Consider the following 22,679-nt stretch of genomic DNA (forward strand, 5'->3'; position numbering starts at 1 on the left):
CGTACGACCGTACGATGGAGGGGGTCCAGTGCCGTATCTAGGAGGATGACCGTGGCCGACGAGCTCACCCCGGAGACCCCGGAGACTGAGTCTGAGGAGCCCATCAAGAAGCGGAAGAACGGCCTGTACCCGGGCGTCTCCGACGAGTTGGCGGACAGCATGAAGTCCGGCTGGGCCGACACCGAGCTGCACGACCTGCGGCCCGTCGAGCAGGCCGAGGACACCGCGCGCCGCCGCGCCGCGCTCTCCGCGCGCTTCCCGGGCGAGCGCCTGGTGATCCCCGCGGGCAACCTGAAGGTCCGCTCGAACGACACCGAGTACCCCTTCCGGGCGTCGGTCGAGTACGCGTACCTGACGGGCAACCTCACCGAGGACGGCGTCCTCGTCCTGGAGCCCGCCACCGAGGGCCACAAGGCGACGATCTACCTCCTGCCGCGCTCCGACCGCGAGAACGGCGAGTTCTGGCTCTCCGGCCAGGGCGAGCTGTGGGTCGGCCGCCGCCACTCCCTCACCGAGGCCGAGAAGCTGTACGGCATCCCCGCCTCCGACGTCCGCGAACTGCCCGAGGCGCTGCGCGAGGCCACCGGCCCGGTGCGCGTCGTGCACGGTTACGACGCCGGCATCCAGGCCGCGCTGACCGACAAGGTCACCGCCGAGCGCGACGAGGAACTGCGCGTCTTCCTCTCCGAAGCCCGCCTGGTCAAGGACGAGTTCGAGATCGGCGAGCTGCAGAAGGCCGTCGACTCGACGGTCCGCGGCTTCGAGGACGTGGTCAAGGTCCTCGACAGGCCCGAGGCGACCACCGAGCGCTACATCGAGGGCACGTTCTTCCTCCGCGCGCGCGTCGAGGGCAACGACATCGGCTACAGCTCGATCTGCGCCGCGGGACCGCACGCCACCACCCTGCACTGGGTGCGCAACGACGGCCCGGTCCGCTCCGGCGACCTGCTCCTCCTGGACGCCGGCGTCGAGACGTACACCCTGTACACGGCGGACATCACCCGCACACTGCCGGTCGACGGCCGCTTCACCGAGATCCAGAAGCAGGTCTACGACGCCGTCTACGAGGCCCAGGAGGCCGGTATCGCGGCGGTGCAGCCGGGCGGCAAGTACCGCGACTTCCACGACGCGGCGCAGCGCGTGCTGGCCGAGAAGGTCGTCGAGTGGGGCCTTGTCGAGGGTCCCGTGGAGCGTGTTCTGGAGCTGGGCCTCCAGCGCCGGTGGACGCTGCACGGCACGGGTCACATGCTCGGCATGGACGTCCACGACTGCGCCGCCGCGCGGACCGAGACGTACGTGGAGGGCACGTTGGAGCCCGGCATGGTCCTCACGGTGGAGCCCGGCCTGTACTTCCAGGCGGACGATCTCACCGTCCCCGAGGAGTACCGCGGCATCGGCGTCCGTATCGAGGACGACATCCTGGTCACCGAGAACGGCAACCGGAACCTCTCCGCCGGCCTGCCCCGGGCCTCGGCCGAGGTCGAGAGCTGGATGGCGTCCCTGAAGGGCTGACCGTCGACAGTCGGTAGCTGATACAAGACTGATGGCCGGGCACACGTGCGGTGCCCGGCCATTCGTGTGCCGGACAGCCGCCGATCGTGTGCCTAGGGGAGGGCTTTTTTCGTGAACGTGCCTAGGGGGAGGGCTTTTTCATGAACGACTTCTGGTCCGGTGTCGGGGTCGACCTGCATCTGGAACCCGACCCGGAGGGCGGCCGCCGGGTCGGTCTCGAACGCGCGCTGCGGGACGCCGTACGGGACGGCCGGCTCGCCCCCGGGACCCGTCTCCCCGCCACCCGACGCCTCGCGACCGAACTCGGCGTCTCCCGGGGCACCGCGAAGGCCGCCTACGACCAGCTCGTCGCCGAGGGCTACCTGACCGCGCGCCAGGGCTCGGGCACCCAGGTCGCGCTGCTGCCCTCCGTCGACGCGGAGGCACCGGACGCGGCGGCACGCACGCGTGTACCCCGTTTCGACCTACGGCCCGGCAGCCCGGACGTCGGCGCGTTCCCGGCCGCGGCCTGGCTGCGCTCGCTGCGCCGCGCCATCGCGACGGCACCCTCCATGGCGTACGACTACGGAGATCCGCGCGGTCGTATCGAGCTGCGCACCGCGCTGTCGGGGTACCTGGGGCGGGCGCGCGGGGTGATCGCGCCCCCGGAGCGGATCGTGATCACGTCCGGGTATGTGCAGGGACTCGCGCTCCTCACGCGCGTGCTCGACGGTTCCCGGGTGGCCATGGAGGACCCCGGGCTGCCGTTCCACCGGGAGGTGGTCCGGCACAACGGCGGACGCGTGGTGCCCGTGCGGGTCGACGAACGGGGCGCCTGCGCCGAGGACTTGGGGGACGCGGCGGCCGTGGTGGTGACACCGGCCCACCAGTACCCGACCGGCGTCACCCTGCATCCGGAACGCAGACGGGCACTCACCGACTGGGCACGCGCGCGTGGGGGACTGATCGTCGAGGACGACTACGACGGAGAGTTCCGCTACGACCGGCAGCCCGTAGGCGCCCTCCAGGGGATGGCGCCGGGTCAGGTCGCGTACCTGGGGACCGCGTCGAAGACCCTCGGGCCCGCGCTGCGGCTCGGCTGGATGGTGCTGCCGCCGCACCTCGTCGACGCGGTCGCCGACGCCAAGCTGCACAGCGACCACCACACCGAGACCATCGGCCAGTTGGCGCTCGCCGAACTGATCGACAGCCATGCCTACGACCGGCACGTGCGCGCGTGCCGGCTGCGGTACCGGCGCCGCCGCGACCAACTGCTCGGCCGGCTGGGGGCGCACGGGAGCGTGCGGGGCATCGCGGCCGGGCTGCACGCGCTGGTGGAGGTCGCCGACGAGGAGGCCGTCCTCGCCCGGGCCGAGAAGGAGGGGCTCGCGGTCGGGCGGCTCGGGGAGCACTGGCATGAGGCGGGCGAGCGCGAGGGGCGGCCGCAGGGGCTTGTCGTGGGGTACGGGACACCTCGGGAGCGGGTCTATCCGGAGGCGCTGGAGGTGTTGGGGCGAGTGCTGGAGGGGGCGTGAGAGGCCTGAGGAAGGGCCGAGGGGGCCGTCGGGCTGAGGTGGCCGAGGAAAGGCCTGGGGACGGGCTGGGAAGGGCCTGGGAGGGCTGGGCGAGTCTGCCGAATTGGGCCACTGAAATGGTGACCAATTGGGCCTCTTGAGGGACCCAACCCCGCCCTATCGTCGTAGCCATGACGAACTCACTCGTCCCACCCGCCGGCCCGCAACGTACCCTCGCGCTGGCCCAGTTGACCAACTCCGTCGGTGACGGCGCCTACTACGTGACCTCGGCGCTGTACTTCACCCACGTCGTCGGGCTCGCCCCCGCGCGCGTGGGTCTCGGGCTCACGCTCGCCTGGGCCGTCGGATCGCTGGTCGGGGTGCCGCTGGGGCGGCTGGCGGACCGGCGCGGGCCGCGCGGTACGGCGGTGCTGCTGGCGCTGGCGACGGGGTGCGCGGTGGCGTCCTTCCTCGTCGTACGGGGATTCGTGCCGTTCGTGATCGCCGCGTGTGCCTACGCCTCGGCGCAGTCGGGGCTCGCGGCGGCCCGGCAGGCGCTGCTGGCGGGGCTGGTGTCCGCCGGGGAGCGGACCGGACTGCTGGCGCATCTCCAGTCGACACTGAACGCCGGTCTCGCGGTGGGCGCGGGTCTCGGCGGGCTCGCGCTGCGGGCGGGGACGCGGTCGGCGTACCTCGGGGTGTTCGCGCTGGACGCGGTGAGCTTCCTGGTGTGTGCGGGGCTGCTGCTGCGGCTGCCGTCGGTACAAGGCGGCCGGGCACGGAAGGCGGGTGGTCTCGGTGTCCTGCGGGACCGGCCGTACGTCGTCGTCACGCTGCTCAACACCGTGCTGCTGCTGCGGATGCCGTTGCTCAGCCTCGGGCTGCCGCTGTGGATCGCGGAGCGGACGGACGCGCCGACCTGGCTGGTCTCCGCGCTGTTCGTGCTCAACACCGGGGCGGTGATGGTCTTCCAGGTGCGGACGGCCCGCGGGATCACGGGGCTCGCGTCGGCCACGCGCGCGGTGCGGCGGTCGGGCTGGATCATGCTGGCGGCCTGCGCGGTGTTCGCGCTCTCGGCGGGCGCGTCGCCGTGGGTGGCCGTGGGGGCGCTGGTGGTCGGGGCGGTGCTCCAAGTGGCCGCCGAGATGGGGCAGTCGGCGGGTTCCTGGCAGCTCTCCTTCGACCTGGCCCCGGCCGACCGGGTGGGCGAGTACCAGGGCTTCTTCGGGACCGGCGTCACGGTCGCCAGGACGATGGGTCCCCTGGTGCTGACGTCCCTCCTCCTGGAGTGGGGGACACCGGGCTGGCTGCTGCTGGGCGGGGCGACGGTGGTGGCGTCGTACGCGATGGGTCCGGCGGTGCGGAGGGCCTCCGGCGCTGGTGAAGTGACTGTCAGGGAACCGGTGTTGGTGAGTTGACCGGCACGAGCGACGGTCGCGGGCGATGACTGGACAGGCCACGTCGACGGGCCGAACGGCGGCGAGCGAGACAGCGGCCCGTGCGCGGCAAGGCCTGGCGGACCACATCGATGCGCCCACCGGGGCCTCTCGGAACGGCCTGCCGGTCAGCAGCCGATCGTCGGCCCGCGTCAGCGAGTCGACCGGCACCGGTCCCACCATGCGGCCCGCGCCGGTGAGTTCCACGGCACTGATCCCACCAGGCCACCCACGCCAGTGAGTTCCACGGCACTGATCCGATCAGGCCCGCCGCGCCAGTGAGTTCCACGGCACTGATCCGATCAGGCCCGCCGCGCCGAAGGACCCACCGCGCCCGCCCCACTCAGACCACCCGCGCCGGCGAACCCCCCGCCCCCGCCCCCGACCCGCTCAAGCCACCCGCGCCAAAGACCCCACCGGCAACGAGTCCAGGAACAACGCGCCCGCCAGGAGTCCCGCGCTTCCGCGAGGGCTCCACGCGCGTGTGTGCAGGTCGGTGTCGAAGGCGGCCAGGGCCTCCGCGCCCGCCGGTGTCGCGGTGCCGCCCGCCTCCAGGACGCCGCGGGCCCCCGCCTGGACCTGGCGCAGGCCCAACGGGCCCACGGCGTGGAGGAGTTCGGTGTCCTGGAGGGTGGACATCACCGTGAGGAGGGCGTCCAGGCGGGCCTGGGTCTCCGTCGCGCCGGTCGCGCGGGTCGTGGCGAGGGTGTCCAACGCCCGCCGTACGTGCGGGAATCCGGCCTTCGCCTCGCCCCGCGCGCCGGCCGCGCCGTACTTCGCCGAGATCGACGAACCGCGTGAGGGCCGGCGCGGGGCGCGTCGGTCGGGGTGGGCGGCGATGCGTTTGGCCGTCGCGGCGACGTCCTTCGCCCCCGCACGGGGGTCCAGGGCCGCCGCCGCGACCAGCAGGCCGAGCGCCCACAGGGCACCCCGATGGCCGCCGCCCGCGAGGGCGACGGAGTGTTCCGTGCAGCGGCCGATCGCGCCGAGTTCCGCGCGGAGCACAGGAGTCGGCTCACCGGTGCGGCGGGCGGCCGCCGCCATCGCCGCGAGGCCGGGGGTCAGCGCCTTGGCGGACCAGCGCAGGGCGCGGTGGTCCACGCGGGTCGTGCGGGCGGCCAGGTCGCGCGGGTCGGGCAGGCCCGGCTTGGGAGCCAGCGCCAGTTGCCCGGTGAGTGCGTCCACGGCGGCCCGCGCCAGTGCCTCGTCCTCGCGGCTCTGCATCGTCGTACCTTACGAGGAGGCGGAGGCCGAAGGGGAGGGGCTGGCGCTGTCGGACGGCGGCGCACCTGTCGGGGCGTCACTCGGGGGCGTGCCGCCTCCGCCGCCGCCCCCGCCCGTGTCCTCCGCGTCCGGGTCGACGCCGAGCGTCAGGGAGCCCTTGTAGCCCTTGGACGGGTCCTTCTTGTGGACGGCCTTGAGGGTGAGGAGGCCGCTGGCGGCGCCTCCGCCGTCGTAGACCATGTCGTCGGCGAGGACGGTGTACGAGCCCGTGTGCTTGGCGTACGGGTCGAGGGTGAAGATCTCCTCGGCGATGTCGTCGGCGAAGAAGAACTGGCCGGTGTAGTTGACCTTGCCGCCCTCGTAGGTGCCGTCCTCCTTCTCGCCGCCGGTGTGCACCTTCACGTGGATGTGGCAGGTCCGGGGCGTGTACCAGCCCGGGAAGATCGTCTCGAACTTGACGACCCCGTTGGCGTTCGCGACCTGGTAACCGCGCAGGTAGGTCAGGTCGTTGGCGCTGTCGCCCTCCTCGCTCTCGGCGGGGGCCGAGCCGCCGGGGTTGGCGGTGGTGTAGCCGGAGTAGTAGCCCCAGGCGTCGCAGTGCCAGATCTCCACGGCCGCGCCCTTGACCGGCGTACAGCCGTCCGTGGCGTCGACGACGGTCAGCCGCAGGGTGAGCGGGACGCCCGCCTTGCCCTCGGTGATGTCCTTGCGGACCAGCGCGCCGTCGAGGTAGTAGGGGCCCTCCGTGACGCTCGTCATCAGCGTCATGCACGCGTCGCTGGTCGAACTCGCCGTGGCGGAGGCGGTCGCGTCGGATGTCGTGTCGGCGGACGCCGACTGGAACCCGGCCGCCACCAGCCCGCCGGCCGCGACCGTGCCGCCGGTCACCGCGAGGGCGCGGCGCCGGCTGATCGTTTTCTCTTTGTGGTTTCCCGTCATGGTCGTGAAGCTAGGAACGGCCGCCGTCAAGGGCGTGAGCGTGCGCTGTGCGCAAGGTAAGAATTCTCAGAAAGCTGAAGTCGGGTCGTCGGCGATGTCAGCGACGTCAGAGCGGCCTCGGGTCGTCGTCGTGCAGGATCCGCTGGAACAGACGGTGGTCCCGCCACTGCCCGGCGACGTGTGTATAGCGCGGAGCCATGCCGATCGGCTCGAACCCGCTCTTCTCCAGGACGCGTTGGGAGGCCAGGTTGTCGAGCAGCGTGACCGCCTCCAGCCGGTGCAGCCCGATCGTCTCCCGCGCGATCCGGCACACCCGCTCGACCCCCGCGGTGGCCAGGCCCCGCCCCTGCTCGTCGGCGGTGATCCAGTAGCCGAGCGAGCCGCTGCGGAAGGAGCCGAGCACGATCCCGGCCAGCGTGAAGGCCCCGGTGACCCGCTCGCCGGAGACGAGGAGCAGCGGCACGACCCGGCCCGCCCCGCACTCCCGCAGCATCGCCTCCAGCCGCCCGCGCTGCCCTTCGGCGGTGAAGAAGGCGTCCGGGCGGTACGGCTCCCAGGGACTCCGGTTCTCGGCGAAGGCGGCGGCGAGGGCCGGGGCGTCGGCGGGCTCGGCGAGCCGCAGCATCATGCCGTCGGCCAGTTGTTCGGGTCGGATGTCCATCCGCAGATTCTGCCGCCGCGGCACCGACACCGAGGCACTCGCCTCGAACGGCCTTGGCACTCGCCTCGAACGCGCCCTCACACCGCCATCAGCGGCGCGTCCTTCCGCCACTTCAGGATCTTGTCGAAGCTCACCACCGCGCCGCCCACACCCGGCTTGTTGCCGATGTGGACGTGGTCGGCGAGTTCCTGGATGAGGCACAGACCGCGGCCGTTCTCGGCCTCGCTCGGGGCCGGCCGGACGGACTGGGTGCGGGCGAAACCGGGGCCGGAGTCCGCGACTTCGATACGACACTTCTCGCCGTCGAGGTACGCGGTGACCCGGTACGCCTCGGTGGGCGCGCCGTGCGCGGTGTCGCCGCCGTGCTCGACGGCGTTGGCGCACGCCTCGCTGAGGGCGACGGAGAGGTCGTAGGAGATGTCCGGGTCGACGCCCGCGGTCTCCATCGTGCCGAGGAACAGTCGCCGGGCGAGTGGCACGCTCGCGGCCTCGCGCCTCAGATGGAGTGACCACCAGATGCTCATGCTCCAGCCTCCCGGCCGCGGCTCGACATAGTGATACCTATTGCCGCCAGTGCCCCTGTGTAAGCACGGAGTTGACGTGATGCCGCCCATATGGGGGATGTGTCCCAAACGTAATTGGTGTATCCGGAGGTAGCTCACGCCGGAGAGTGATCTTTGTGACGTACGACACACTATGGCCCCGATGTTGCGGACCTGCCGTATGGCCACGACAGGGCCGGTGCGATGATGAGCCCGCCATGACTGCCCCCCACCCACGTACGGCGCGCTCCGGAGGTGAACTCCGGGTCCTGCGGGCCGCGGTGTTCGCCGCGGTCTGTGTCGTGCTGGCCGCGGCCGGTCATGCGATCGCCTCCTGCGCCACCGTTCCGCTGTGGACCCTGGGCGCGGGTTTCCTCGTCACGTTCCTCGTCGTGGCCCCGCTCGCCGGGCGTGAGCGCTCGCTGCCGGGGATCGCGGCGCTGCTCGCGGTCGGACAGACCGTGCTGCACACACTGTTCGGGCTCGGCCAGACGGCCGGTACGGCCACCACAGCCGGTACGCCGACCACCGGCGGACTGTCCGCGTCCGACGCCTCGCTCGTCGCGCGGGCCGCGCATCTGCTGTGCGGGACCACCGCGGCGGCGATCAGCCCGGCGCATGCCCAGCAGATCCTCACCGACGCACGCCTGCTGCCGACTTCGGGCTCGACGAGTTCCGGCTCGATGAGTTCGATGAGTGGCGGCATGGGGTCGATGCATCACCCCGCGGACGCGATGTCCACCTCCGCCGCCTCCTCGATGTCGCTGTTCCCGTCCCTGTCCATGCTGCTCGGTCACGTCCTCGCGGCGCTCGCCGCCGGCTGGCTGCTGCGGCGCGGGGACCTGGCACTGCTGCGCCTGATGGAACTGTCGGCGCACGGAGTCGCACAAGGGGCACTCGTACGGTCCCTGCGCGGGGCCCTCGCCCTGGTGCGCGCCCTGCGGGCCGGGCTGCCGGGGGCACCCGAGGCGGGCCCGCGGCTGCGCCGTACCGCCTTCTTCGCGCCGCCCGCGCCGCACACCACCGCACTCCAGCACTCGGTGATCCGCCGCGGCCCGCCGGCCGCCGCCGCACACGTCCTCGCCGCCTGACGCGACGCGATCACCCTCACCTTCCTTCGAGCACGGCTCCCCGGGAGAGGACGGCCGCCGTCGTGCGGCACACGCGCGTGCCACGCGCCCCCTCTTCACCACCGGAACTCACTCGAACTCGAAGTGGAGTGCTCCTTTCCATGAAGTCCATGAAGTCCATGAAGTCGATGACGTCCTTGAAGACCTCTCGTATCGCCGCCGTCGCCGCCGTCGCCGGCTCGGCCGTGCTCGTCCTGTCCTCCCCCGCCTTCGCGCACGTCTCCGTGCAGCCGGAGGGCGCGGCCGTCAAGGGCGGCTACGCGGTCGTCGACTTCAAGGTCCCGAACGAGCGTGACGACGCGTCGACCACCAAGCTGGAAGTCACCTTCCCGACCGAGCACCCGCTGGCGTCCGTGATGCCGGAGCCGATCAGCGGCTGGACCGTCAAGGTCACCAAGTCGAAGCTGGCCAAGCCTGCCGAGATGCACGGCGAGACGATCACCGAGGCCGTCACCAAGGTGACCTGGACCGCGACCGGCAAGGGTGTCGAGCCGGGCTACTTCCAGAAGTTCCCGGTCTCCGTCGGCATGCTGCCCACGGACGCCGACCAGCTCGTCTTCAAGGCGCTCCAGACGTACTCCGACAAGCAGGTCGTGCGCTGGATCGAGGTGCAGAAGGACGGCGAGGAGGAGCCCGAGAACCCGGCTCCGACGCTGGAGCTGACCTCCGCAGCCGCCTCCGGCGCGACCGCCGAGGACGCCTCCGAGAAGACCGAGAACACCGCCGCCGACACCACGGCGTCGTCCGCCGACTCCTCCGACACCACCGCCCGCGTCCTCGGCGTGGTCGGCATCGCCGTCGGCGCGGCGGGCGTGGCGTACGGCGTTCTCGCCGGCCGACGGCGTACGACCGTCTGAGGCCCGTCCGCTCATGGCGCGCACAGGGGTCCGTGCGACTCTTGCGTTCGGACCCGGTGCGCGCCGGAGCTCTCACAACTGGGACATTTCTCTATGCGCAAGAAGACGTTCGCGGCGGCCGTTCTGCTCGCCGCCGCCACCCTGACGCTCTCCGCCTGCGGCAGCGGCGACGACAGCCAGAGCCCTGTCTCCGTGGTCTCCGAGGACACCGCGACGCAGGCCGCCACCGTGCTCGACACCCCGTTCGAGAAGCCGGACCTGGTCCTCACGGACACGCACGGCAAGAAGTACGACCTCCGGGCGGAGACCAAGGGCCGGCCGACGCTGATCTACTTCGGCTACACCCACTGCCCCGACATCTGCCCGCTGACGATGAACAACATCGCCGTCGCCAAGAAGGCGCTGCCCCAGGCCGAACAGGACAAGCTGCGGGTCGTGTTCGTGACCACCGACCCGGCGCGGGACACCCCCTCGGAACTCGGCAAGTGGCTCAAGGGCATCGACACCCAGTTCATCGGCCTGACCGGCGACTTCGCCACCATCCAGGCCGGCGCCCGCACGATGGGCATCTCCATCGAGCCCACATCGAAGGACAAGAACGGCAAGCTCGTCTCCGTCCACGGCACCCAGGTCGTCGCGTTCTCCCCGAAGACCGACGGCGGTTACCTGCTCTACGGCCAGGACACCACCGTCGACGACTACACCAAGGACCTCCCCAAGATCATCAAGGGGGAGACGCCGTGAGGCGGTTGGCCGCGCCCGTCGCGGTGCTGACCGGCGCGCTGGTCCTCACCGGGTGCGGCTCGGACGACACGAAGGCCCAGCTCTCCGTCAGCTCCGCCTACATGCCCCAGCCGGTCTCCGACATGGCGGCGGGCTTCCTGGACATCGCCAACAAGGGCGGTGCGAAGGACGAGTTGACCTCCGTCACCAGCGACCTCGGCCCGGTCTCCGTGCACGAGACGGTCGGCCAGGCGATGGAGGAGGTGACCTCCCTCGATGTGCCCGCACACGGTCAACTCGTGTTCAAGAGCGGGGGCAACCACCTGATGTTCGACAAGCTGAAGCACACGCTGAAGCAGGGCGACAACGTGACCGTGAAGCTGCACTTTGCCAAGTCCGGCCCTCTCACGGTTGAGATGCCCGTGAAGTCGGCGACGTACAACCCCACGACCGGGCACTGAGGGAGGGACCCCCACCTTGAAGACGACCATCACCCCCCGCGTCCGCAATCTGGTGCTGCTGCTCCTGGCCGTCACCGGCATGCTCTTCGCGGGGGCCGGGACGGCGTCCGCGCACGCCGCGCTGACCGGCAGCGACCCCAGTTCGGGGGTGGTGGTCGACAAGGCTCCGACGCAGATCTCGCTCACCTTCTCCGAGAAGGTGGCGACGAACGACGACTCGCTGCGCGTGCTCAACCCGAAGGGCAAACGCGTCGACGTCGGCAAACCGTCCAACATCAGCGGCACGACGTACGCCATCCAGGTCCGCAGCGGGCTGCCCGACGGCACGTACACGGTGGCCTGGCAGGTCGTGTCCGCCGACAGCCACCCGGTGGCCGGCGCCTTCACCTTCTCCGTCGGCGCCCCCTCCAGGACCGTCGTCTCGGTCTCCGACCAGGACGTCGGCGGCGGGCTCGTCGGCGGGCTGTACGGCTTCGGGCGCTACATGTCGTACGCCGGCTTCATCGTCATGGTGGGCGGCGCCGCCTTCGTCCTGGCCTGCTGGCAGCGGGGCGCCGGGGTGCGCGCGCTGCAGCGGCTGGTCGTCTCCGGCTGGGTCTCGCTGACCGCGGCCACGCTGTGGCTGCTGCTGGTGCGCGGCTCGTACACGACGACCGGGAAGTTCGGCGACATCTTCAACCTGAACCTCCTCGGTCAGGTCCTCCAGACCAAGACGGGCGCCGCGCTCGTCTCCCGGCTGCTGCTGCTCGCCGCCGCCGCGCTGTTCATCGCCGTGCTCTTCGGGGCCTACGACAAGCGTGAGGACGAGGAGAAGCGGGACCTGACCTTCGGGCTCTCCATCGGCGGCGGTGTGGTGGCCGCCGGGCTCGCCGCGAGCTGGGCGCTGGCCGAGCACGCCTCGACCGGGCTGGAGCCCGGCATCGCGATGCCCGTGGACGTCGTCCACCTGCTGGCCGTGGCGACCTGGCTCGGCGGCCTGTCCGCCCTCCTCGTCGCGCTGTACCGGGCCCCCGCCGACAACCCGGTCGGGCGGAGCGCCGTACAGAACTTCTCACGCATCGCGTTCGGCAGCGTCATCGCACTCGTCGCGACCGGCATCTACCAGTCCTGGCGCCAGCTCGGCTCCTGGTCGGCGTTCACCGACACCGGCTACGGACAGCTGCTGCTCGTGAAGATCGGGCTCGTGGCGCTGCTCGTCGGCATCGCGTCGATCTCCCGCCGCTGGACGGGACGACTGGCGGAGACGGCGGACGACACAGCGGACAGCACGGCGGCTACGGCCGAAAGGACCGGGACAGTCGTCGAGGAGCGCGCGCCGGAGCGGGAGAAGGAGAAGGCGCACGTCAGCGCGTCCACGAAGACCGCCGACGCCGAGTCCACCACGTCCGCGGAGGCCGGTTCCGAGGTGGGCGCGTCCTCGTCCTCGTCCGCGTCCGGCAAGGACGACTCCGAGGCGACCGGCGACTCCCGGCGCGCCGCCCAACTCGCCCGCCAGCAGGCCGCCGTGGACACCACGCGGCAGAAGCGGCTGCGGGACGCCGACCCGATCCGCTTCGGGCTGCGCCGCTCGGTGCTCGCCGAGGCCGCCGTCGCCGTCGTCGTCCTCGCCGTCACCACGGCCCTGACGGCCACCGAACCGGGCCGCACCGAGGAGGACGCCAAGGCGGCCAAGGCATCCGCCTCCTCGGCCGCCAACACCTCGTCCTCCGGCGCCCTGACCCTGGACATGTCCTTCGACACCGGAGGCACGGACGGCAAGGGCGTCATCCGGCTCGACCTCGACCCCGCGCGCGTGGGCGGCAACGAGATGCACGTCTATGTGCAGCGCCCCAACGGCCGGGCCTTCGACGTCCCCGAGGTGAAGGTCGCCTTCACCCTCGCCGCGAAGAAGATCGGCCCGCTGCCCGTGACGCCCGACCGCATCACCACCGGGCACTGGGCCGCGACCGGAATTCAGATCCCCATGGCGGGCGACTGGAAGATCTCGGTGACCGTGCGGACCTCCGACATCGACCAGACGACCGTCGACAAGAACGCGCAGATCGGCTGAACCACGCCATGCCTGACCAGTCCATTCCCGAGGCCCGGACCGTAGAAGCACCCCCTGGGGAGGCCGTTTCCGAAAACACCTCCCCCGGGGACGGCGTTTCCCGCCGACGACTCCTCGGTACGGCCGCTGCCACCGGGCTCGTGCTCGGTGCGGCGGGCGGAGCCGTGGGGTACGCGTCCGCACCGGCCGGGGCCACACCGTTGACCTCGCTGGGCGCGGACATGGCAATGTTTCACGGGAAACATCAGCCCGGCATCACCGAGGGCCTCCAGGCGCGCGGCCATCTCGTCGCCTTCGACCTGGCGGCGGGCGCGAGCCGCAAGGAGGCGGCCGCTCTGCTGCGCCGCTGGTCGACGACCGCCGAGCGACTGATGGCGGGTGAGGCGGCGGCGCAGGACGACACGGAGGTCGCCCAGGACGCGGGGCCCTCGTCGCTGACGATCACCTTCGGTTTCGGCAACAGCTTCTTCTCCCGTACGGGGCTGGAGAAGCAGCGGCCCGTCTCCCTCGACCCGCTGCCCGACTTCTCCTCCGACCACCTCGACAAGGCGCGGAGCAACGGCGACCTGTGGGTGCAGATCGGCGCGAACGACGCGCTGGTCGCCTTCCATGCCCTGCGCACGATCCAGAAGGACGCGGGCAGCGCGGCCAGGGTCCGCTGGCAGATGAACGGCTTCAACCGGACGCCGGGTGCCACGGCCCACAAGATGACCGCCCGCAATCTGATGGGCCAGCTCGACGGCACCCGCAACCCCAAGCCGACCGAGTCCGACTTCGACAAGCGGATCTTCGTGCCGGCGTCCGGTTCGACCGACCCGGCGTGGATGGCGAACGGCTCCTACGCCGTCGTACGCCGTATCCGCATGCTCCTCGACGACTGGGAGAAGCTCTCGGTCGGCGCCCAGGAGGATGTCGTGGGGCGCCGCAAGTCCAACGGGGCGGCGCTGTCCGGGGGCGGCGAGACGACCGCGATGGACCTGGAGAAGACCGACGCGAAGGGCGCCCTGGTCGTCCCCATCAACGCGCACGCCCGGATCGCCCGCCCCGACCAGAACGGCGGCGCGGCCATCCTGCGGCGCCCCTTCTCGTACCACGACGGCATCGCCGCCGACGGCACCCCGGACGCCGGGCTCCTCTTCGTCTGCTGGCAGGCCGATCCCTTGCGCGGCTTCGTCACCGTGCAGCGGAAACTCGACCGCGGTGACGCCCTGTCGACGTACATCCGCCATGAGGCGAGCGGCCTGTTCGCGGTGCCGGGCGGGGCGGCGAAGGGCGAGTACGTGGGGCAGCGGCTGCTGGAGGGGTGAGCCGGTCGCTCTGCACAGGGGCAGCGGCTGCTGGAGGCGGGAGCCGTCGCCCTGACGGGTGGCTCGGCCAGGAAGGGTACGTCCGGTTTCGCAAGGCCCATTAGGGTGAGGTCATGCCAGCCAGCTACGCGTATCTCGGCCCTGAGGGCACCTTCACCGAAGTCGCCCTGCGGACGCTTCCCGAGACGGCCACCCGGGAGCTGATCCCGTACGTGTCGGTGCAGTCCGCCCTGGACGCGGTGCGCAGCGGCGAGGCCGAGGCCGCGTTCGTGCCGATCGAGAACTCCGTCGAGGGCGGCATCACCACCACCCTGGACGAGCTGGTCGCGGGCGCGCCGCTGATGATCTACCGCGAGGTGCTGCTGTCGATCACCTTCGCGCTGCTGGTCAGGCCGGGCACGAAGATCTCCGACATCAAGACGGTCTCCGCGCATCCCGCCGCCCAGCCGCAGGTCCGCAACTGGATGAAGGCGAACCTCCCGGACGCCCTGTGGGAGTCGGCGGCCTCGAACGCGGACGCCGCGCGACTGGTCCAGGAGGGCCGCTACGACGCCGCGTTCGCCGGTGAGTTCGCCGCCGCCCGGTACGGCCTGGAGGCCCTGGAGACGGAGATCCACGACGCGGAGAACGCGCAGACGCGGTTCGTGCTGGTGGGCAGGCCCGCCCGCCCGGCGGCCCCGACCGGCGCGGACAAGACCTCGGTCGTGATCTGGCAGCGGGACGACCACCCCGGCGGGCTGCGCGACCTGCTGGGCGAGTTCGCCACCCGGGGCATCAACCTCATGCTGCTCCAGTCCCGCCCGACCGGCGCCGGCATCGGCAACTACTGCTTCTGCATCGACGCCGAGGGACACATCTCCGACCGCCGGGTGGCCGAGGCCCTGGCGGGGCTCAAGCGGATCTGTCTCCAGGTGCGCTTCCTCGGTTCGTACCCGCGCGCGGACGTCGGCGTGGACGGGGTGCGGCCGCTCTTCCCGGCGACCTCGGACGAGGACTTCCTTGCGGCGGCCGACTGGGTCGCGCACTGCCAGGACGGCCGTTTCTGACCGGTGGTGCCTTGGTGGCGCACCGGTAGTACCTGCGTATCTTCGTTATCCACAGAAGTTATCCACAGGTCCGCTTCTCGACCTGGGGACAAGTCGACAACGAAGTGCGATCCAGTCGACAAATCTCCCTAGAGGCCGTCCACACGTCCACCGGTGCGTAGGTCACTCTTCGTCCACCTGTTTCCTGCGGGCAATCCTATGGAGCGACGCATTTCAACCCGAAAGGGGATGTGGGGCACGTTTGGGACAGGAATTGCCCGTCGCGCGAAACGCTCTGGAAATGATCGTTTTCGATGTCCACAGATCTTTCGCACACCCTGTGGATAACTCTTCCGGGATGTGGATTCCTGTGGACAACCACGGCCTCAAGTCCCTTTTCCCACAAGGGATTCGAGTCAACAGGCCGCCCCACGCCTGCCCCGTTCCAGGGAGCGGGACGCCTTTTCGTTGACCCGCGTCACCACACGAGAACACTCTGCGCAATTACCCCATAACTACATGTAAGCCGCAGTTCGGAATACCGAGTCGTGAGCCGGAACCCGTCACCGGTAGCCTGGTCCGCGTGATTGACCTTCGCCTGCTTCGTGAGGACCCCGACCGTGTGCGCGCGTCCCAGCGCGCCCGTGGAGAGGACGTCGCGCTCGTCGACTCTCTCCTGTCCGCCGACGAGCGGCGCAGGTCGTCCGGCGTCCGCTTCGACGAACTCCGCGCCGAGCAGAAGGCGATCGGCCTTCTCATCCGCAAGGCGTCCGGGGACGAGAAGGCCGAGCTGCTCGCGAAGGCCGGTCAGCTCGCCGCCGACGTCAAGACGGCCGACGCCGACCAGCACGAGGCGGACGAGGAGACCAAGCGCCTCGCGCTCCAGCTCGGCAACCTCGTGCACCCCGACGTGCCCGTGGGCGGCGAGGAGGACTTCGTCGTCCTGGAGACGCACGGCACGATCCGCGACTTCGCCGCCGAGGGCTTCGAGCCCAAGGACCACCTGGAGCTCGGCGAGGCGCTGGGCGCCATCGACGTCGAGCGCGGCGCGAAGGTCTCCGGATCCCGCTTCTACTACCTCACCGGCGTCGGCGCCCTCCTGGAGCTGGCGCTCGTCAACGCGGCGATCGCGCAGGCGACGGAGGCCGGCTTCATCCCGATGCTGACCCCGGCGCTGGTCCGCCCGCGCGCCATGGAGGGCACCGGCTTCCTCGGCCAGGCCGCGGAGAACGTGTACCACCTGGAGAAGGACGACTTCTACCTGGTCGGCACCTCCGAGGTCCCCCTCGCCGCGTACCACATGGACGAGATCCTCGACGCCGACAAGCTCCCGATGCGCTACGCGGGCTTCTCCCCGTGCTTCCGCCGCGAGGCCGGGACGTACGGCAAGGACACGCGGGGCATCTTCCGCGTGCACCAGTTCGACAAGGTCGAGATGTTCTCGTACGTCCTCCCCGAGGACGCGGAGAACGAGCACCAGCGGCTCCTGGACTGGGAGAAGCAGTGGCTCACCGCCCTCGAACTGCCCTTCCAGGTCATCGACGTGGCCTCGGGCGACCTGGGCTCGTCGGCGTCCCGCAAGTTCGACTGCGAGGCGTGGATCCCGACCCAGGGCAAGTACCGCGAGCTGACCTCGGCCTCCAACTGCGACGGCTTCCAGGCACGCCGGCTGTCCGTCCGGATGCGCGACGGCAAGAAGGTGCAGCCGCTGGCCACGCTCAACGGCACGCTGTGCGCCGTACCGCGCACGATCGTGGCGATCCTGGAGAACCACCAGCTGCCCGACGGTTCCGTGCGCGTGCCCGAGGTACTGCGTCCGTACCTGGGCGGCCGTGAGGTCCTGACGCCGGTCGCCAAGTGAGCACCGGTTTCCCGTACAAGCTGATCGCGACCGACCTCGACGGGACGCTGCTGCGCTCCGACGAGTCGGTCTCGCCGCGCACCCGTGCCGCCCTCGCGGCGGCCACGGAGGCCGGCGCCGCGCACATCGTGGTGACCGGCCGCGCGGTCCCCTGGACCCGGCACATCCTCGACGACCTCGGCTACGAGGGCCTCGCCGTGTGCGGTCAGGGCGCGCAGGTCTACGACGCCGGGGAGCACCGCCTGCTGACCTCGGTCACCCTGGACCGGCAACTCGCCGGGGTGGCACTCGCCAAGATCGAGGCGGAGGTCGGCCCGCTGTACCTCGCGGCGAGCCGGGACGGTCTCGACGGAGACGTCCTGGTCGGCGACGGGTACGCGGTGACGGGCTCGCTGCCGTCGACTCCGCTGGCGGACGTGTCCGAGCTGTGGGCCGCGCCGCTGAACAAGATCTATATCCAGCACCCGAGTCTGACGGACGATGAACTCGCGGAGGCGGCACGCCTCGCGGCGGGCGGCTTCGTCTCGGTCGCGCTGGCCGGCGAGGGCATCGTCGAGTTGCTCCCGCTGGGTCTCACCAAGGCGACCGGGCTGTCGTTGGCGGCCCGGCGGCTGGGTCTGAAGGCCGCCGACACGGTTGCCTTCGGCGATATGCCCAACGACATCGCGATGTTCGGGTGGGCGGCCCACGGCGTGGCCATGGCCAACGCGCATGAGGAGCTCAAGGCTGTGGCGGACGAGGTGACGTCTTCCCATGAGGAGGACGGGATCGCGGTGGTGTTGGAGCGACTGCTGGGTTGAGGTCGTTGTTTGGCTGCGGGTCCGGTGGGGGCTGGTCGCACCCGCGCGGCGGAGCCGTATATCGATACAGCCTCGCGTCCCTGAGGTGGGACCACATGTCCTGGGTCAGATCGCCGGCGTCTTGCGGAGGATGCACGGATCGAACGTGCGCGGGCTTTCCAAGCCCGACCTGGGCTTAGCAAGCCCGTGCCTTACCACTCGGCCAATCCTCCGGGAGGGCGGCCCACGCGATAATGAGTCGCGTGCTCGAAGCGGCCGCCCCGGGCAGCTCCCCGTGGTGGGCGACTCGACGGAGGGTAACTACTCCGGAGACCGCCGCGGGCTGCCCTGAAGGGAGTTGGACGTCCTGTCTGGCATCGACATCGTCCAGCTCCTCTCCCAGTCGGTGGCGCCGGCTGATCCGGCGTCGACACAACAACTGTGCCTGTACGCCGAGTTGGGCGCCACCGAATTAACCGGGCCCCGGTACGCGCCCCTTCAGGGGCGCGAGGCCGCATCGACATGCGGCTCCGCCGCGCGGGCGCGACCAGCCCCCGCTCGCCCGCGGCCAAGGACCCACGCAGCCCACCCGAACGCTTACTTCCGCCGCCACTTGCGCCGCCGAGCCTTGCTGAAGAACCACCCCGCGGGCGGCTCGTCCGAGCGCCACGGCTGCGGTTCGGGAGACTCCGCACGCCAGCGCGCCGCGAGCATCCGCGCCCGGGCCGACGGCTCGGCCGTCTCGGCGGAGCGTATGAAGTCGTCGTCCAGGACCAGCTTGTCCCAGCCGTCCCCGGACTCCGCCTGACCGCCGCCGTACGTCGCCTCTCCGGCCATCCCCGTCCTCCTAGCCACGCGTCCCGTTTGCCCAGTGTGCCCGGACAGAGATGAAGCCCCCGTCAAGATCAGGACCTGTCATCTCCGCGGCAGGCCCTGCCGTTCCTCAGGCCCTGTCACTCCTCGCCGGCCAGCTTCAGCGAGCGCAGCTTCTGGCCGGCGTACCAGGTCGCTCCCACGGTGACCGCGACCAGGAAGATCGTCGCCGTGGTCAGTCCGACGTCCGAGGTGACCAGGTCGCCGCCGGACACCTTGTGGGCGACGGCCAGGGACCACTGCTGGACGCTGAGCGTGCGGGCACCGGCGACCAGGGAGCCGAACAGGGCCTCCCAGACGAGGGCGTAGACGAGTCCGAAGACCACCGCGTGCCGGGAGACCGTGCCGAGCAGCAGGAAGAGCGCCGCGTAGGCGATGGAGGCCACCAGGGCGGCCACCGTGTAGGCGACGGCGATCTGCTGGCCGTTGCCGTTCAGGATGAGCCCGGAGATCAGCATGGGCACGGCCGAGAACACCATGGTGACGCCGACCGCCACGATCAGCTTGGTGAAGATGATCGTGGGCCGCTTCAGCGGCTTGGACAGCAGGTACACCACCGAACCGTCGTCGATCTCCGGTCCGATCGCGCCCGTGCCCGCGATGACGCCGATGATCGGCACCATCGTGGCGAGGCCGAGCCCGCCCAGGACGTCCACCGCGGTCTGGTCGTCGGCGCCGGCGAGGCCCCGCACCACCACGGAGATGGCGATCAGCAGCAGGGGCAGGGCACCCAGGATGAGGGCCCGGCGCTTGCCGAGCAGGGCCCGGTAGGTGAGTCGGGCGACTGTGGGGTCGTACATCTCTTGGCCTCCTACGCCGCGACGAGATACGAGAAGACGGACTCGAGGGACTCGTCGGACGGCGAGACCGTGAGCAGCCGGATGCCGTGGTCCTTGGCCACCCGGGGCAGCAGGACCGTGAACCGGCCGAAGTCGACGGCCTGGACACGCAGCGCGCCCTCGGCGAGGTCGACCTCGATGCCGGACGTCGACGGGTCCGCGATCAGCGCGGCCGCGAGGGCGCGGTCGTCGCTGGAGCGGACCAGGTAGCGGTGCGGGCGGTCGGTCATCAGGCGGCGGATCTTGCGGAAGTCGCCACTGGCCGCGTGCCGTCCGGCGACGACGACCTCGATGTGCCAGGCCAGTTGTTCGACCTCTTCGAGGATGTGGGACGAGAACAGCACCGTGCGGCCCTCGTCGCCCATCCGCCGCAGCAGGTCCATGAGCTGCATGCGCTGGCGCGGGTCCATGCCGTTGAAGGGCTCGTCGAGCAGGAGCAGCGAGGGGTCGTGGACCAGGGCGGACGCCATCTTCACGCGCTGGCGCATGCCCTTGGAATACGTGGAGATCTTGCGGTCCTGCGCGTACTCCATCTCGACCGTGGCGAGCGCCTTCTGGGCCGCCTTGGCGCCGAGGCCGTGCAACTCGGCGTTGGCGACGACGAATTCGCGTCCCGTCAGGAAGTCGTACATCGCCTCGCGCTCGGGGACGATCCCGATGTGCTTGTAGATCTGCTCGTTGCGCCACACCTGCTGGCCGTCGAGGGTGACGGTGCCGGTGGAGGGGGCGAGGAAGCCGCCCATCATGTTGATGAGGGTGGACTTCCCGGCGCCGTTGGGGCCGAGGAGTCCGGTGACTCCGGGGCCGACGTTCATGGTGATGTCGTTGACGGCGACCACGTTGCCGAACCAGCGGGAGACGTGGTCGATGGAGAGCGTGGTCACAGGCCCACCTTCCGGTAGCGGCGGATCAGGAGGCCGTAGGTCGCGGCGATGAGGCCCAGGACGGCGAGGAGGTAGACGACGCCTTCCGCGTGGGTGGGGCCGACGCCTCCGGGGAACGCCGAGGTCGCGCCCAGGAAGGCCGACTGGAGTCCGTCGATGAGGGTGACGGGCGAGAAGAGGCCGATCCAGGGGATGGCGTTCGTGGCGTTCTGCGCGTCGGCGATCGCCTGGAGGGTGGAGACGGCGCCGTAGGAGATGGTCAGTACGGCGATGACGGCCGCGATGCCGAAGCCTCGGCGCGGGGTGACCGCGGCGATGACCAGGCCGATGCCGGCGAAGAGGAGGGAGAGGAGGGTCACGGAGACGAGGCCCTGGGCGAAGCCCTTGGTCTGGTCGGCGAAGTCGAGCTTCGCGAGCAACGCTCCTACGTAGAGCACGATCAGGGGAGCCGCGGTCAGGACGAACATGGCCGAGGCCAGGGCCGCGAACTTGGCCCTTACGTAGTCGGCGGTCTCGATCGGCCGCGAGAAGTACAGCGGTACGGTCTTGAAGCGCAGGTCGCGCGAGACCGACTGGGGTGCCTGCGAGGCTACGTAGAGGCTGATGACGGCCTGCATGATGATCGCGTAGCGCGTGTAGTCGACGGGCAGTTCCTTGGCCTTCGTGGCGACCGCGACGGCCACCATGATGGCCGCGGGCACGCACATGACCACGAACAGCAGCATCGGCAGCACCTTGGACTTCACCGAGCGGCCGAGGCCGTAGGAGCCGCGCAGGGACTGCGAGTAGAGCGAGCGGCGGGCGTAGGCGCGGCCCAGGCGGGGGCCGTTGTAGTTGCGGTAGCCGATGTTGTGGATACGGGTCTGGTCGCCCGGCTGGGGGACCAGGGGCTGGTCAATTGCCATGGCCTACGGCCTCCTTCCGCTCTGCGTCGCTGCCGGTGCCTGTATCGGTACCGGTGTTGGTGTCGGTGAAGACCTCGGAGATGTGGTGCCGGCGCTGCTCCATGCGCACCAGGCCGAGGCCGAGGTCCGCGATCACGTCCCGGATCACGTCGTACGTCTCCTCGCCCGAGGCCGTCAGGAGCAGGACGTGGCCCGCGCCCGGCAGACCGCTGCCGTCGTGGGTGTCCACCCCGCGCGCGTGGAGCGCGTCGCGCACCGCGCGGGTGCCGTCCGGGTGCTCGTCGGTGTCGGTGACCTCGATCGCCAGGGTGGTCGTGGTCTGGGTGAAGTCCGTGGTGGAACTGGAGCGCAGGAGCTTGCCGCCGTCGACCACGATCACGTGGTCGCAGGTGCGCTCCAGCTCGCCCAGCAGGTGCGAGGTCACCAGGACGGAGATGCCGAAGTCCGTGTGGATACGGCGGATGAGGCCGAGCATCTCGTCACGGCCGACCGGGTCGAGGCCGTTGGTCGGCTCGTCCAGGAAGACCAACTGCGGGTCGTGGACGAGGGCCTGCGCGAGCTTGACGCGCTGCTTCATGCCCGTCGAGTAGCCGCCGATGGGGCGGTAGCGCTCCTCGTACAGACCGACATGGCGCAGGGTGTCGGCGGTGCGCTCGCGCGCCGCGGTCGGGGGCAGGCCGGACATGCGCGCCATGTGGACGACGAACTCGGTGGCCGAGACGTCGGGCGGCAGACAGTCGTGCTCCGGCATGTACCCGACGCGCTCGCGGATGTCGGCACCCTTGGTGGCGACATCGAGGCCGAGCACTTCGGCTCGGCCCTCGGAGGCGGGGGACAGACCCAGCAGGATCTTGATCAGGGTCGACTTGCCGGCTCCGTTGGCACCGACGAGCCCCGTCACACCGGGGCCGACGTCCACGGAGAGCCGGTCAAGCGCGGTCACCCGCGGGAACCGCTTGCTCAGGCTTTCGGTCGCGATCACAGTCACGTCTACGAAGGTAGTGACGCGGGCCACTGCGGTCGTCACCCCGCAGAGCTGTACTCACGTCAGACTCCAGACGTACGGGCCCGTAGGGGATGCCCCTACCTGAGAGTTACGCGACCGGCCCGTGCGGTTGTCCACAGGTGGAGATCGGGCCTATTGACGGAGCCTCTAACAACTGTCACATTCACCAGTG

At 70.7% G+C, this 22,679-nt stretch carries 21 protein-coding genes and 1 tRNA gene; 12 read left to right on the forward strand and 10 right to left on the reverse strand.

Features of this window, described 5'->3' with window-relative positions:
• Window positions 1–45: 45 nt before the first annotated feature.
• The 3 genes from ACIRRY_RS16105 to ACIRRY_RS16115 all read left to right on the forward strand — a co-directional run bounded on the left by ACIRRY_RS16105 (window position 46) and on the right by ACIRRY_RS16115 (window position 4,423).
• On the forward strand, window positions 46–1,512 hold the full coding sequence (locus tag ACIRRY_RS16105) for an aminopeptidase P family protein (RefSeq protein WP_403972654.1): 1,467 nt from the start codon (window positions 46–48) through the stop codon (window positions 1,510–1,512).
• Between the two features lie 140 nt (window positions 1,513–1,652).
• Window positions 1,653–3,026 (forward strand): PLP-dependent aminotransferase family protein, encoded by a 1,374-nt coding sequence (locus tag ACIRRY_RS16110; RefSeq protein ID WP_403972656.1) that lies wholly within the window; start codon window positions 1,653–1,655, stop codon window positions 3,024–3,026.
• A gap of 170 nt (window positions 3,027–3,196) precedes the next feature.
• Window positions 3,197–4,423, forward strand: a complete 1,227-nt coding sequence (locus tag ACIRRY_RS16115; protein WP_403972659.1) for an MFS transporter — start codon at window positions 3,197–3,199, stop codon at window positions 4,421–4,423.
• 408 nt (window positions 4,424–4,831) lie between these two features.
• Here the strand turns inward: ACIRRY_RS16115 and ACIRRY_RS16120 are convergent, their stop codons facing one another.
• From ACIRRY_RS16120 to ACIRRY_RS16135, 4 genes are all read right to left on the reverse strand, one after another.
• Complete coding sequence (locus ACIRRY_RS16120; protein WP_403972661.1) at window positions 4,832–5,665, reverse strand: triphosphoribosyl-dephospho-CoA synthase; 834 nt, start codon at window positions 5,663–5,665, stop codon at window positions 4,832–4,834.
• 9 nt (window positions 5,666–5,674) lie between these two features.
• Window positions 5,675–6,604, reverse strand: a complete 930-nt coding sequence (locus ACIRRY_RS16125; RefSeq protein ID WP_403972663.1) for an intradiol ring-cleavage dioxygenase — start codon at window positions 6,602–6,604, stop codon at window positions 5,675–5,677.
• A gap of 106 nt (window positions 6,605–6,710) precedes the next feature.
• On the reverse strand, window positions 6,711–7,265 hold the full coding sequence (locus ACIRRY_RS16130) for a GNAT family N-acetyltransferase (RefSeq protein WP_403972665.1): 555 nt from the start codon (window positions 7,263–7,265) through the stop codon (window positions 6,711–6,713).
• Between the two features lie 77 nt (window positions 7,266–7,342).
• Complete coding sequence (locus ACIRRY_RS16135) at window positions 7,343–7,789, reverse strand: ATP-binding protein (protein ID WP_019055063.1); 447 nt, start codon at window positions 7,787–7,789, stop codon at window positions 7,343–7,345.
• A 236-nt stretch (window positions 7,790–8,025) separates the two neighbouring features.
• Here ACIRRY_RS16135 and ACIRRY_RS16140 point away from each other — a divergent pair, with 236 nt between their 5' ends.
• From ACIRRY_RS16140 to ACIRRY_RS16180, 9 genes are all read left to right on the forward strand, one after another.
• A complete protein-coding gene (locus ACIRRY_RS16140) occupies window positions 8,026–8,898 on the forward strand; it encodes a hypothetical protein (RefSeq protein WP_403972667.1) in 873 nt (290 codons plus the stop codon).
• Between the two features lie 176 nt (window positions 8,899–9,074).
• Complete coding sequence (locus ACIRRY_RS16145; RefSeq protein WP_403973605.1) at window positions 9,075–9,794, forward strand: YcnI family protein; 720 nt, start codon at window positions 9,075–9,077, stop codon at window positions 9,792–9,794.
• A gap of 93 nt (window positions 9,795–9,887) precedes the next feature.
• Window positions 9,888–10,538: an SCO family protein gene (locus tag ACIRRY_RS16150; RefSeq protein ID WP_403972669.1), complete on the forward strand. Its 651-nt coding sequence runs from the start codon at window positions 9,888–9,890 to the stop codon at window positions 10,536–10,538.
• Entirely contained in the window at window positions 10,535–10,978 is a 444-nt protein-coding gene (locus ACIRRY_RS16155; protein ID WP_403972671.1) for a copper chaperone PCu(A)C, read from the forward strand. Before ACIRRY_RS16150 ends, ACIRRY_RS16155 begins: the two co-directional genes overlap by 4 nt.
• Before the next feature lie 16 nt (window positions 10,979–10,994).
• Window positions 10,995–13,028 carry a copper resistance CopC/CopD family protein gene (locus ACIRRY_RS16160; protein ID WP_403972674.1) on the forward strand — a complete coding sequence of 678 codons (2,034 nt, stop codon included), beginning with the start codon at window positions 10,995–10,997 and terminating at the stop codon, window positions 13,026–13,028.
• 8 nt (window positions 13,029–13,036) lie between these two features.
• Complete coding sequence (gene efeB / locus ACIRRY_RS16165) at window positions 13,037–14,335, forward strand: iron uptake transporter deferrochelatase/peroxidase subunit (protein ID WP_403972676.1); 1,299 nt, start codon at window positions 13,037–13,039, stop codon at window positions 14,333–14,335.
• Between the two features lie 113 nt (window positions 14,336–14,448).
• On the forward strand, window positions 14,449–15,381 hold the full coding sequence (gene pheA, locus ACIRRY_RS16170; protein ID WP_403972678.1) for a prephenate dehydratase: 933 nt from the start codon (window positions 14,449–14,451) through the stop codon (window positions 15,379–15,381).
• A 562-nt stretch (window positions 15,382–15,943) separates the two neighbouring features.
• A complete protein-coding gene (serS, locus tag ACIRRY_RS16175; RefSeq protein WP_403972680.1) occupies window positions 15,944–17,221 on the forward strand; it encodes a serine--tRNA ligase in 1,278 nt (425 codons plus the stop codon).
• The gene (locus ACIRRY_RS16180; protein ID WP_403972682.1) at window positions 17,218–18,021 is read left to right on the forward strand and encodes an HAD family hydrolase; all 804 of its coding nucleotides are present in this window, start codon (window positions 17,218–17,220) and stop codon (window positions 18,019–18,021) included. Before serS ends, ACIRRY_RS16180 begins: the two co-directional genes overlap by 4 nt.
• A 124-nt stretch (window positions 18,022–18,145) precedes the next feature.
• Here the strand turns inward: ACIRRY_RS16180 and ACIRRY_RS16185 are convergent.
• The 6 genes from ACIRRY_RS16185 to ACIRRY_RS16210 form a co-directional block, all read right to left on the reverse strand.
• Window positions 18,146–18,233 (reverse strand) — tRNA-Ser (locus ACIRRY_RS16185).
• A 364-nt stretch (window positions 18,234–18,597) separates the two neighbouring features.
• Window positions 18,598–18,837, reverse strand: coding sequence for a hypothetical protein (locus ACIRRY_RS16190; RefSeq protein ID WP_366318870.1), 240 nt, complete (start codon window positions 18,835–18,837; stop codon window positions 18,598–18,600).
• Window positions 18,838–18,953: 116 nt separating this feature from the next.
• Window positions 18,954–19,673, reverse strand: a complete 720-nt coding sequence (locus ACIRRY_RS16195; protein ID WP_403972684.1) for an ABC transporter permease subunit — start codon at window positions 19,671–19,673, stop codon at window positions 18,954–18,956.
• 11 nt (window positions 19,674–19,684) lie between these two features.
• Window positions 19,685–20,596 (reverse strand): ABC transporter ATP-binding protein, encoded by a 912-nt coding sequence (locus tag ACIRRY_RS16200; RefSeq protein ID WP_366435073.1) that lies wholly within the window; start codon window positions 20,594–20,596, stop codon window positions 19,685–19,687.
• The gene (locus tag ACIRRY_RS16205) at window positions 20,593–21,501 is read right to left on the reverse strand and encodes an ABC transporter permease (protein WP_403972686.1); all 909 of its coding nucleotides are present in this window, start codon (window positions 21,499–21,501) and stop codon (window positions 20,593–20,595) included. The genes ACIRRY_RS16200 and ACIRRY_RS16205 overlap by 4 nt, the downstream gene beginning before the upstream one ends.
• Window positions 21,491–22,483, reverse strand: coding sequence for an ABC transporter ATP-binding protein (locus ACIRRY_RS16210; RefSeq protein WP_403973607.1), 993 nt, complete (start codon window positions 22,481–22,483; stop codon window positions 21,491–21,493). Before ACIRRY_RS16210 ends, ACIRRY_RS16205 begins: the two co-directional genes overlap by 11 nt.
• Between the last annotated feature and the right edge of the window lie 196 nt (window positions 22,484–22,679).

The organism is Streptomyces sp. NPDC101776, assembly GCF_044766845.1.
GTDB lineage: Bacteria > Actinomycetota > Actinomycetes > Streptomycetales > Streptomycetaceae > Streptomyces.

Excerpts from the sequence above, each read along its gene's own strand:
- ACIRRY_RS16105 (WP_403972654.1), top strand. The coding sequence starts at position 46 with ATGACCGTGGCCGACGAGCTCACCCCGGAGACCCCGGAGACTGAGTCT.
- ACIRRY_RS16110 (WP_403972656.1), top strand. The coding sequence starts at position 1,653 with ATGAACGACTTCTGGTCCGGTGTCGGGGTCGACCTGCATCTGGAACCC.
- ACIRRY_RS16115 (WP_403972659.1), top strand. The coding sequence starts at position 3,197 with ATGACGAACTCACTCGTCCCACCCGCCGGCCCGCAACGTACCCTCGCG.
- ACIRRY_RS16120 (WP_403972661.1), bottom strand. The coding sequence starts at position 5,665 with ATGCAGAGCCGCGAGGACGAGGCACTGGCGCGGGCCGCCGTGGACGCA.
- ACIRRY_RS16125 (WP_403972663.1), bottom strand. The coding sequence starts at position 6,604 with ATGACGGGAAACCACAAAGAGAAAACGATCAGCCGGCGCCGCGCCCTC.
- ACIRRY_RS16130 (WP_403972665.1), bottom strand. The coding sequence starts at position 7,265 with ATGGACATCCGACCCGAACAACTGGCCGACGGCATGATGCTGCGGCTC.
- ACIRRY_RS16135 (WP_019055063.1), bottom strand. The coding sequence starts at position 7,789 with ATGAGCATCTGGTGGTCACTCCATCTGAGGCGCGAGGCCGCGAGCGTG.
- ACIRRY_RS16140 (WP_403972667.1), top strand. The coding sequence starts at position 8,026 with ATGACTGCCCCCCACCCACGTACGGCGCGCTCCGGAGGTGAACTCCGG.
- ACIRRY_RS16150 (WP_403972669.1), top strand. The coding sequence starts at position 9,888 with ATGCGCAAGAAGACGTTCGCGGCGGCCGTTCTGCTCGCCGCCGCCACC.
- efeB (WP_403972676.1), top strand. The coding sequence starts at position 13,037 with ATGCCTGACCAGTCCATTCCCGAGGCCCGGACCGTAGAAGCACCCCCT.
- pheA (WP_403972678.1), top strand. The coding sequence starts at position 14,449 with ATGCCAGCCAGCTACGCGTATCTCGGCCCTGAGGGCACCTTCACCGAA.
- ACIRRY_RS16190 (WP_366318870.1), bottom strand. The coding sequence starts at position 18,837 with ATGGCCGGAGAGGCGACGTACGGCGGCGGTCAGGCGGAGTCCGGGGAC.
- ACIRRY_RS16195 (WP_403972684.1), bottom strand. The coding sequence starts at position 19,673 with ATGTACGACCCCACAGTCGCCCGACTCACCTACCGGGCCCTGCTCGGC.
- ACIRRY_RS16205 (WP_403972686.1), bottom strand. The coding sequence starts at position 21,501 with ATGGCAATTGACCAGCCCCTGGTCCCCCAGCCGGGCGACCAGACCCGT.